At 61.5% G+C, this 10,861-nt stretch carries 10 protein-coding genes; 8 read left to right on the top strand and 2 right to left on the bottom strand.

The window, feature by feature from the left end:
• The 6 genes from RH91_RS13565 to RH91_RS22495 all read left to right on the top strand — a co-directional run.
• A partial coding sequence (locus RH91_RS13565) for an IS3 family transposase (RefSeq protein ID WP_010163385.1) occupies window positions 1–778 on the top strand: 778 nt, incomplete at its 5' end.
• Between the two features lie 368 nt (window positions 779–1,146).
• Complete coding sequence (locus RH91_RS13560; protein ID WP_157136935.1) at window positions 1,147–1,584, top strand: hypothetical protein; 438 nt, start codon at window positions 1,147–1,149, stop codon at window positions 1,582–1,584.
• 22 nt (window positions 1,585–1,606) lie between these two features.
• A complete protein-coding gene (locus tag RH91_RS13555; protein WP_010163383.1) occupies window positions 1,607–2,131 on the top strand; it encodes a hypothetical protein in 525 nt (174 codons plus the stop codon).
• Window positions 2,132–2,143: 12 nt separating this feature from the next.
• Window positions 2,144–4,564: a CS1-pili formation C-terminal domain-containing protein gene (locus RH91_RS13550; protein ID WP_029623861.1), complete on the top strand. Its 2,421-nt coding sequence runs from the start codon at window positions 2,144–2,146 to the stop codon at window positions 4,562–4,564.
• A gap of 9 nt (window positions 4,565–4,573) precedes the next feature.
• Window positions 4,574–5,269: a fimbrial biogenesis chaperone gene (locus RH91_RS13545; protein ID WP_081469542.1), complete on the top strand. Its 696-nt coding sequence runs from the start codon at window positions 4,574–4,576 to the stop codon at window positions 5,267–5,269.
• Between the two features lie 308 nt (window positions 5,270–5,577).
• Window positions 5,578–5,958 (top strand): hypothetical protein, encoded by a 381-nt coding sequence (locus RH91_RS22495; RefSeq protein WP_157136934.1) that lies wholly within the window; start codon window positions 5,578–5,580, stop codon window positions 5,956–5,958.
• Between the two features lie 251 nt (window positions 5,959–6,209).
• Here the strand turns inward: RH91_RS22495 and RH91_RS13535 are convergent, their stop codons facing one another.
• Both RH91_RS13535 and RH91_RS13530 read right to left on the bottom strand, forming a co-directional pair.
• Window positions 6,210–8,576, bottom strand: coding sequence for a putative bifunctional diguanylate cyclase/phosphodiesterase (locus RH91_RS13535; protein ID WP_010163378.1), 2,367 nt, complete (start codon window positions 8,574–8,576; stop codon window positions 6,210–6,212).
• Window positions 8,573–9,148 carry a methylamine utilization protein gene (locus RH91_RS13530; RefSeq protein ID WP_010163377.1) on the bottom strand — a complete coding sequence of 192 codons (576 nt, stop codon included), beginning with the start codon at window positions 9,146–9,148 and terminating at the stop codon, window positions 8,573–8,575. The genes RH91_RS13535 and RH91_RS13530 overlap by 4 nt, the downstream gene beginning before the upstream one ends.
• 140 nt (window positions 9,149–9,288) lie before the next feature.
• Between RH91_RS13530 and RH91_RS13525 the strand changes: the two genes are divergently transcribed.
• Complete coding sequence (locus tag RH91_RS13525; RefSeq protein ID WP_037478802.1) at window positions 9,289–10,173, top strand: DUF3034 family protein; 885 nt, start codon at window positions 9,289–9,291, stop codon at window positions 10,171–10,173.
• Window positions 10,174–10,188: 15 nt separating this feature from the next.
• Window positions 10,189–10,659 (top strand): group I truncated hemoglobin, encoded by a 471-nt coding sequence (locus RH91_RS13520; RefSeq protein ID WP_029623859.1) that lies wholly within the window; start codon window positions 10,189–10,191, stop codon window positions 10,657–10,659.
• Window positions 10,660–10,861 lie beyond the last annotated feature (202 nt).

Here is a 10,861-nt window from a genome sequence, read left to right as displayed (position 1 = left end):
CTTCCACGCCTGGCTCGTGCGGGCGCCAAGTGCCCGGTCGCGCAGCGACGAAGTGTATACAGGGAAGATCCGCGCCAGCTTCATCTCCAGCTACCGAACCTATGGGGCGCGTCGCGTCTGGCACGATCTCTTGGCCGAAGGCCTTTCATGTGGCCTGCATCGGGTCGAACGGCTGATGTGTGTGCACGGTCTGATGGCGCGGCCGCGGCGCCGCGGTCTACCCAAGGATCATGGCGAACGCTCGGTGATCGCCGGCAATGTGCTCAATCGGCAGTTCACCGCGGATGCGCCCAATCAGAAGTGGGTGGCCGACTTCACTTACATCTGGACCGCCGAAGGATGGCTGTATGCTGCTGCAGTGATCGATCTCTTCTCGCGGCGGGTGGTCGGCTGGTCGATGAGCGACACGATGACGGCGCAGCTCGTCACCGATGCGCTGGTCATGGCGATCTGGCGACGCGGCAAGCCCGATACGCTGCTGCATCACTCCGACCGGGGTAGCCAATATACCAGCGAGCAGTTCCAGCGACTGATGGCCGACAATGGCGTCACCTGCTCGATGAGCCGGTCCGGCAACGTCTGGGACAACGCTGCGATGGAGAGCTTCTTCTCCTCGCTGAAGACCGAACGGATCGCGCGCAAAACCTATCGCACGCGCAACCACGCGAGACAGGACGTGTTCGATTACATCGAGCGCTTCTCCAATCCCACACGCAGGCACTCGACCGTGGGCTATCTCAGCCCCATGGACTTCGAGAAGCAGGCTCGTGTAGCCTAACTTGGTGTCCATGGGACCGGCAGCAGCTCAATAAGCGGTGGTCGGCCAACTGTCACACCAAGCACTGGCGTCGACGTTCCATGCCAGCAAACCTAGGGCGTCGCTAAAAACCGGCGAACATCAGACTTTAGTCTAAGCACGACCTCCTCGACGTTGCGTGAGAAAGTTTCGTTAATCTTGAGCGCGCTTGATTGCCCGAGATGCAAGCGGAGCGGCAAGACATGACTTTTTATCGGTGCAAAACGCTAACTCGTTCGCTGTCATTGAGACGCCCAATCGCTCTCGTTGTTGCGACTACGCTAGCTTTGGCTGGTTCACCGGCACTCGCATCGACCCAGGGAACGCTCGGCGCAACCTCAACCGGAAGCGTGACCATCTCGGTGACCGTGCCCAACCGCACGCAGATCTCGGGACTTACCGACGTCACCTTCACCAACGCCGACCCAACCACCACTGCAATCAGTGCGCAAAGCGATTGCGTGTGGAGCAACACGCTCACCAAGGGGTATAGCATCAAGGCCACCGGCAGCGGGACATCCAGCGCGTTCACGCTTGCCAGCGGTGCGCTAACGCCAGTTCCGTACAGCGTGCAATGGAACCCGAGCAGCGGACAGACCTCCGGCACCGCACTTGCTGCAGGCACTGCTTCGGCCGGGCTGGTGTCAACCGCGACCACGCCGACCTGCAGCTCGGGACCGACGAGCACGTCCAGTCTCGTTGTCAGCATTGCGCCCGCCGATCTCCAGACGATGGTCGCCGCTACCACCTATACGGGGACGCTGACCCTTCTCGTGACACCACAATAAGCGCCATCGAGGCCGGAAGGGCATGACAAGCATTGTGCACGGTTGCCGCGCGAGTGCCGTTGCACAGGCGCGAAGGCAGGTCCTGCGCGCCCTAGCCTTCCTGGTGGCATCGGCGGCACCGAACCTTGCACATGCACAAACAGTGCAAATCACCGGACTGTCCGATGTCGCCTTCGCCACGGTTGCAAACTTCGACGTCGACCTCTCACAAAGCCAGACAGTATGCGCGTACAGCAGCGTGGCGCTAGCTCGCTACAGCATATCGGCGGTGGGGTCCGGGGCCGGCGGCGCCTTCACGCTAAGTAATGGCGCTTCGGTGCTACCGTATGAAGTGCAGTGGAGTGCGACCGCAGCGCAAACCTCGGGCACGATGCTGAGGCCTGGCGCGGCGCTGACCAACCAGGCGTCCGCCGCTACCACCCCCACCTGCACGCTCGGCCTCACACCAAGCGGCAGCCTTACCATCCTCTTACGTGCCACCGCGCTGTCCGGCGCGCAAGCCGGCTCCTTCACCGGCACACTCTCTATTCTGATCTCCCCCAACTGAGGCGATGACACGATGGCCGCGCGGTCAAAGGGCAATCGCTGGAGACTGACAGCTTCCTGCCGAATTATAATCGCTGCGGTTCTGGCCCCGGCGATACCGACATCCGCATACGCCGCCACTCCGGGTGATGATACGATCCGGGTTGGCACGCCCGCCGAGTTCAACGAACTCGCCCGCACCCAGCAGGCGATCGTCGACGTCTACCTCGGTGACCGCCGGATCGGCCAAGCTGCCGTCGAATACGAGCCGGGCAAGCTTCGCTTTCTCCATCCCGACATAATGGTCGCGATGGTACCGGACATCCTCCAGCCAGCGTCGATCGCGAGCGCGCTGTCAGACCCCCTGGACGCGCATTCCAACCTGTTGTGCACGCCGGCAACCGATCCGCGCGACTGCGGGCGCCTGACTCCCAACGTCGTAGGGGTCATTTTCGACCAGGATCGTTTCCGACTATCGCTGTTCATCAATCCGCGCTTCCTTAAGGTAAGAGCGGCATCGGAAAAGACGTTCCTGTCGCGTCCAACGGCAGGTCTAGCGCTCGTTGATTCCGTAGCCGGTACGCTCGCGGGCGGCAGCGGCGGCAACACGGTATATGCACTGCAGAACCGCGCAGTGCTCGGCGACCGTGATGCGCGGATCATCAGTACTACCTCGTTCGCATCCGGTTCGGGACTGAAACCCGACGTACTGGTTGCGCAGGTTGACAAGCCCGGCCTGCGCTATACCGCCGGGCTGTTCTGGGCACCCGGCATCGATCTCATCGGTCGGCGCAAACTGTTGGGCGGCGGCGTCGAAACGCAGTTCGACACGCGGCTCGACAAGTCGCTGATCAGCGGTAGCCCGATTGTCGTCGCACTGTCGCAACGGTCGCGTGTCGACATATTGGTCAATGGCCGGCTGATGACTTCGCGGACCTATGAAGCAGGCAACCAAAGCTTGGATACGTCAGGCTTGCCTGATGGCGTTGGGGTGCTGGTGAACGATGCCACCCGTGGTTTCCTGTCGCCAACGCGGCAGCCATATGGCGAGGCGGGCGTTGCACGTCGCATGAGCGGCACGATCGCGCTCGACGCGTCGCTCGTCATGCTGGCAGGCAAGGCAATCGGCGAGCTTGGCACCAACTGGATCGCACAGCGCGTCCAAGTCCGCGTGGCAGCACTGGCGTCCAGCCGGCGCGATTATGGGCTGCTTGCGCAGGTCAATTCGACCGGCAGTTCGCCGCTGACCTTCAATCTCGATGTTCGGCGGGTCTACAGTCACGACGACCAGCCGTTGGTACCGATCGATACGCTCGAACCGAACGTGACGACTGGGTATCAGATTGCGCAACTTTCGGCGGGGAACTTCACCCAGGCTCTGGCAGACGTTGGGTATCGCCTGCAGGGCGGGCAGATCGGTTTTTCGGCGTTCTGCCGGCGGGATAGCCGTCGGGCACTAAACTACGCGATTGGCCCGACGGGACGCTGGTCGATCGTACATCGCCGCGGATTCGATCTCACGGTGGAAGCCAATCTGTCGCAATCCAACGTTGGACGTTCGGCCTACGCTGGATTGAGGTTACAACTCCTTCGTCTCCATAGCGCGTTCAGTGCGACAGCAGGCGGCCAGACGATTGGCTCTCGCAGCGAGGGTGCGCGATCTGGCGCAGTTGGCGGTGTCCAGGCGACGTGGCAGCATGATGACGTGCTTGGTGGAAACCTATCGCTCGGCGGCAACTACGACCATACGCCGGACGGCGACCTTGCCCACGCGCGCGCCGACATGCGTGGGCGGTTCGGCACGGTGGCGACCGATTTCATCCAGCAGATTAACGGTGCGCGAGGAACGCAATACAGCCTCGGCGTCCAGACAGCCGCCATCGTGAACCGCGACCTCGTCGCTCTTGGGGGTCGCGACCAGACCGACAGTGTGATCGCGGTCCGGATCGACGACGCCCCCCCAAACGCTAGGTTTCAGATCCTTGTCGACGAAACACCGCGGGGCATCGTGCGCGGCAGAGAAACGCGTACAATCGCCGTCCCGCCGTATCGCCGCTATTCGGTCCGCATCAAACCGATCGGCGGTCATCTCATGCACTTCGACAGCGAAAGCAGGATGGTCAGCATCTATCCGGGCAATGTTGCAGCTTTGGCGTGGACGGCCAAGCCGGTCGTGGCGATTTTCGGCCGAGTTGTACGAGCCAACGGCGATGCTATCGGGAACGCTGATCTTATCGCAAGCGATGCGATCAGCCATTCTGACGACCAAGGTTATTTCCAGATTGAGACCGCGCCGGAGACGACCGTCCTGGTACGTTCTGTTGGAGCAATCCCGTGCCAGGCCGCGCTAAGCGACAAACCACTAAGGGGCGACTATCTTGAGATCGGCACAGTGACGTGTCTGCCGTTGCAGCCGTCGACGCCGACGCCGACGCCAAACAGTGTGGTAAGATAGGAGACGATCATGACATCATTGCAAGCGGCCCTTTCCACCTGTTTGCTAGCAGGGCTTGCCGCAGGGTCGGTCAGCCCCGCCAATGCCAACATCGTCCTTAGCCAAGTCATTCTTGATCTGACGCCCGGCGCATCGACTGCGCAAGACATCGAGGTATGGAACAACGGACCGGACCGCAGCTACGTCGTTGCCCAGCCGGAGGAGGTTCTGTCACCGGGGCAACCTGACGAACATCGCACAACCGAGACCGATCCGGCAGTCTTGGGACTACTGGTGACGCCGCAGCGCATGATCCTCGAGCCGGGCCAGCGCCGACTGGTGCGCATTGCCGCGATAGGCAAGCGCGGTCCGCAGGATCGCATATATCGCGTCGCGATCAAGCCAGTCGCTGGCGATGTCGCCGCCGGAACTACGGCGCTGAAGGTGCTGGTTGGATACGACGTCTTGGTGATCTATCGTCCTGATGTGCTGCGGAGCGAGGTAACGGCCGAGCGATCGAACGGTGAGATCACGTTCCACAATGATGGTAATACCAATGTCGAGATGTTTGCAGGAAGGCAATGCGACGCATTGAATAAGAGTTGCACGGAACTGCCTGCGGCGCGTCTTTATGTCGGTGCTCGGTTAAGAGTCCTAATCGATCGCGAGACGCCCGTTCAATACCGGATCGCTACGGCGAGCCAAACGATCAGCAGATCCTTCTAAGCGGTTTGAAAACAGTGGGGCTTCACGAAAGCTATGCACGGCTAGGATCTTAAAGTCAGGATCCCACAGAAGGCAATTGAACACAGGACCCGCCCCTGTCGGTCGTTCCATGCTCTGGGTCAGCCTCCCTCGTCAGCATGATTCATAGGTTCAGCTCGGCATCGGCATGGGACCAGTTCAAGGGCACGCAAGCGCGAGTGCAATATCGGCTTATTATAGACCTTCGTCGTATTTTTTGCCAGTTTACGACTACTTTAACTTGTCGTAACCACAGTCTTTGGCAATCTTGCCTCGTCTAGGGAGGCTACATGACTGCCCAGTTTCGAGATCAACATAGCGAGTTGATGCACCTCGCTGAAAATATCCTGAACGCAGCTCGCTTGAGACAAGGCGATGATCTGGGGCGTTTGCGCCTGGCTTTCGCCCGTGCGGTGAGAGCGCATGTCGCAGACGAAGCGCTTGAGATAGCGAAGGCAATCCAGGGAGGCCACCTCGATGCTGAACTCGTCGGAAGACACAACCGGTTGATAATGAATTGGCGCGGAGAGATCGCGTTGTGCAACAGTGAATGGACCAACCGTCGCGTGGTCGATGCCCCTGAGGGTTTTATTCGTTGCTTCCTCCCGTTAGTTGAAGCTTTGCAGAAGGCACTATTATACGAAGAGCAGAGTCTGTTAGCTATTATCTAAAGTTCTCTTAAGGTTGGGAGTCAGCCTCCCGCTGCAGCACTATCCGCTGTTCAGAGCCCGCCGTTCGTTAATAACGCAGTTTTGGCCTCGGTGTTTCCCGGTGTCTGCGCTCAATAAATCGGACAAATTATAGTCGATAAGGTTGTTCGGTCCGGTATTGTCCAAGCTCCAGTTTGAAAAACGGCGCGTCCAACTGATAACGAAAGTTGCTGATTAGCGTTTTAGAGCAAAGATACCAGCGGGAGGCCGGCTTAAGCGGCGGTTATCATCCGTTCGGTGATCATGTCTGCGACCATCTCCGCTTCGATCGGCCGACTGAACAGATAGCCCTGGATGCTACCGCAGCCCTGACCGCGCAGGCGCGCGAGTTGCTCGTTGTCCTCGACCCCTTCCGCCGTCGTCTCCATATGGAGCGCATCGGCGAGGTCAAGGATGGCGCGGACGATCGCGGCCGAACTAGCGTCTTGCGCAACTGTATCGACAAAGGATTTGTCAATCTTGATCTTGTCGAACGGGAAGCTTCGCAGATAACTGAGCGAGGAATAGCCAGTGCCGAAATCGTCCAGCGCGATGCGGACGCCCATCGCCCGGAGCCGGTGCAGCAGTGCCACGACACCGCCTTCGTCTTCGAGGAAGACCGATTCGGTGATTTCGACCTCGAGCCGCTGCGGAGCGAGGCCGCTGTTGGACAGCGCCTGAAAGACGACATTCGAAAAGCCGCTCGAACGGAACTGCAGCGGCGAGACGTTGACCGCCACCCGCACATGACCCGGCCAGTTCACCGCCTGCCGACAGGCTTCCAGCATGACCCATTCCCCGATAGCGACGATCAATCCGGTTTCCTCGGCGACCGGGATGAAGTCGATCGGCGGGACGTTGCCACGCTCCGGATGCTGCCAGCGCAGCAGTGCCTCAAACCCGCCGATCCGGTCTGCCTTGAGGTCGAAGATCGGCTGGAAATTCAGTCGAAACTGCCCGGTGCGTAAAGCTTCGCGCAGGTCGAGTTCGAGTTGGCGGCGTTTGCGCGCCGCCGCGTCGAGCGCCGGCTCGAAAAACCGGAAGACGCCGCGTCCATCGCGCTTGGCGCGGTACAAAGCGAGGTCGGCATTCTTGAGCAGCGTATCGGGATCGTCGCCGTCGCCGGGGCTGACGGCGATCCCGATGCTCGCACCGCACCCGATCTGATGCCCGTCGACGGACATCGGCAAGCGCAGCTTGTCCAGAATCAACTGCGCCAGCGCGCGTGGTCGGTCAGCGTCGTCGCGGTCGGTCAGGATGATCGCAAACTCGTCGCCGCCCAGACGCGCAACGAGCCCGTCGACTGCCAGCGTCGCCAGAATGCCGCCGATACAGTGCAGTAGCGAGTCTCCCACCGGATGACCGAGCGTGTCGTTGACCCCTTTGAACCCATCGAGATCGAGGCAAAGTACGATGACCTTGCGCCGCATCTTGGCGGCGCGGGTCAGGTCGGCATCGAGCTGCTGCCGAAAATAGGTGCGGTTGGGCAGGCCGGTCAGTAAATCATGAAAGGCAAGATGCGTGATGCGGTGCTCGCGCTCGGCAATTCCGGCCGACATCAGATTGAAGCTTTCCGCCAGCCGCCCGATTTCATCGCTACCGGCGACCGCGACCTGAATGCTTCCGCCCTCTTTGAGCGCCTTGGCGGCGGCGTCCAACACCGTGATCGGGCGCGTGATGCTCTCGGCGAGGCGACGGCTGCCGATCAGAACCACGATCAGTCCGAGCACCCCGGCCAGCGCGATGCCAAGTTGCAGGGTGCGATACGAGGCGAGCGCCTTCGCCTGTGGATAACTCAGCAGCAAGACTGCTTCCGGCGCACCGTTGCGGCCTTTGAGGCGCTTGACCAGCGCGAACACGCGGCCATCGGGCAGGTCGATCGTGGTCGGGGTCGTATCGCTGACGCCCTCTGCGATCATCGTGTCGAGCGCGGGCGTGGCCGGAACGCGCGCATCGCTCGAGATCCAGTGACCCGCTGGACCGCGGTGCAAGATCGTCGCGGTTAGCGGGATCGCCGACAGTCGCTGGAGCGTCGCGATTTCCTTGGCATCGAGCGGGACCGCGAAGACCACCGAGCCGATCTTGACGGGCGCCAGGATCGGGGACGCCAACACGCGGTACGCCCCATCACTGGTCATCACCGTTGCGTCCGCACGATCACCGGTCAGGCTGGTCGGCAATCCGCTGACGATGCTACGGAGATCGTTCGGCCCGTCGCCGATCACCTCGCCGGACTGGTCGACGACGAACGCATTCGGCACATCCGCGCGTTCCCTCAGATTGGCGACCGCCGAGGCGATCGTCGCGCGATCACCGCTCGCGACGGCGCTGCGAAATCCGAAATCGCGCGCGAGCACGTCACCGGAGCTTGCCAGCTCGCGCGCCCGCAGCGCCCAGATCCGGTCGTAGACGCTGCCGCTGGTCGCGAGCTCGGCACGAACGCTTTGTTTCGCGTGGTTGAGGATCAAGATCTGGCCAACGACCGCGACCACGATCAGAGCGGCCGCAAACAATGCGGTGTAGAGCACCGACAACCGCGTGCTGAGATGCCGAAACCGCGGCAGCCTGACGGCTCGCGGCAGCGGGCTACCGGCGATCATTTGCCATGCACGGTGTAGGTCGTGGACAGGCCCGTTGCCGGAACGACCGCGCTTTGCGTGAGCATGTTGCCGGCGACCCGGATCGCCGGGTTCCACACGCGCACGGTGACAACACCGGCGGGCACGTTCGGGATGGTGACATGGCCGTTGGCGTCGGTGATCATCGCATAGGGCGTGTCGACGACGAAGATGAACGCGCTCATCGCGTCGTGGATATTGCAACCGAGCGAGACGACGCCCGCCTTGTCGAACACCACACTGCGTGTCTCGTCCTTGCCGTAGAGCTTGAGGTCGAACTTCTTGGACGGCGAGAAGGAATAGACGTGATGCCGCACGCGGTCGCGATTGGGGAAGGTCACGCGAGCGCCGACCGGGACGATCAGGATGTGCGGCATGAACATGATGTTCTGTTGCGCCATCTCGTACGATCCACCAGACTTCAGCGCGCTTGCGGGCGTGTTGGGGCTGGCGATCAGCACCACCGAATTGGGCATTGGCTGGCCAGTTGCGTCGCGCACGTCGATGGTGACCGTCGCGGCGTCCGCGGCGAACGGTGAACACGCTACGGCCAACGCCGCAATCCAGGCATGAGCTCGTTGCATCGCGGCAGCGTAAGGCCAAACGGTTTCCAGACGATCAATGCCGGCTTAACGAAAAACTCATCGTAAATTATTATGCTCGGGTCCGACCTACGACCGAGATCCGATATTCCATGACGTCCCTTTTGGCATCGCTGGCTGCATCTGTGCTAGGTGTCGCGCTGCTCGCTGCAATCCCGGCGCAGGCGAGCGAACGGCGGCAGGGCGGCAAGCTCGTGCTGACCGACGGCATCTCGACTGTCGAAGGCGCGGCCGGGGGCGGCCTGGCCACGTGGTCGGTCATTTCCGGCGCGGAGACCAAGGACGGCATCGGCGGCAGCGTGCATGCCACCTACGTCGACCTTCCCGACTTCGACCTCGCCAGCTTTGGGGGTGCAGTCGGCCTGTCCAATCGGGTCGAGCTGTCGTACGCGTATCAGTCGTTCGATACGCGCGCGGCGGGCGCTGCGCTGGGCCTCGGACGCGGCTTTACGTTCAGGCAGGATATCCTCGGGGCGAAACTGCGTCTCGTCGGGGATACCGTCTACGATCAGGACAAACTCCTGCCGCAGATCGCGATCGGCATGCAGTATAAGATTGCCAGCAACGGTCCCGTGATCCGCGCGATCGGCGGACGCGCGGTGCGTGGGGTCGACTTCTATGCAGCAGCGACCAAGCTGATCCTGTCGAAAAGCCTGCTGATCGGCGCGACCGTACGCTTCACCAAATCCAATCAGTTCGGCCTGCTTGGGTTCGGCGGCGACCGCAACAACCACTATCGACCACAGTTCGAGGGATCGCTTAGCCGCCTGCTGACATCGAACCTGGTGATCGGCGGTGAATATCGCACTAAACCCAGCAACCTCGGCTTCGCGCGCGAGCAGAATGTCTGGGACGGCTTTGCGGCATGGTCGTTCGATCGTCATGCCACGCTGACCGCGGCGTACACAGACCTCGGCGATATTGCGACCGTTCGCGGGCAACACGGCGCGCTGGTGTCGCTTCAAGGCCGTTTCTGACAGGGTGATACAGTGATGGTGATGTTCCTGCTCGCGCTTGCCGCCGCCGCCCAGACCGTTCCGCCGGGCGAGGATCCCGTTGCGCCATACGCGCAGCACGACGCCAACGCCGGAGCGGTGCCGTTCGAAGGGCAGACAATGTTACGCGCATTTCACGGCCGGGTCGGGATCGATCGGATGACCGACGACTTCGTTGCCCGACTGGTTGCGGACAAACGCATTGCCGACATCTTTAAGGCACAGGACATCGTTCGGCTGCGACGGCTGCTGAAGGAGCAGTTCTGCTACATTCTGGTGGGGGGCTGCGCGTACACCGGGCGAACCATGCGGGATTCGCATAAAGATCTCGGCATCCAGGCGGCCGACATGGGCGCGCTGGTAGAAGATCTACAGGGCACCATGCGCAAGGAAGGCGTGCCGTTCTCGGCGCAGAACCGCTTCCTCGCCAAGCTTGCGCCCATGAAGCGCGACGCCGTGCAACGCTGATCGAGAAGACGACTCTTTCCGAACGATGGATCGACATCGCCAGATCTATTCTCGGCAACCTCTGGTCTTGAGAAGTAAGAAAGGCATCTCAACAAGCCAGCGGGCTACACGTGTCCGGCGGGCGAGGAGTTGTGCCGCTACTGGCAGGAGGGCCGCGCCGCCAAGGAACAGCCACCGATCGACGGCCTCTACAGATACCGCG

The sequence above is a fragment of the Sphingomonas sp. PAMC 26617 genome (assembly GCF_000242835.1).
Lineage (GTDB): Bacteria > Pseudomonadota > Alphaproteobacteria > Sphingomonadales > Sphingomonadaceae > Sphingomonas.
Note: the sequence above shows the minus strand (reverse complement) of the source record. Positions and strands in the feature narration are given on the sequence as shown.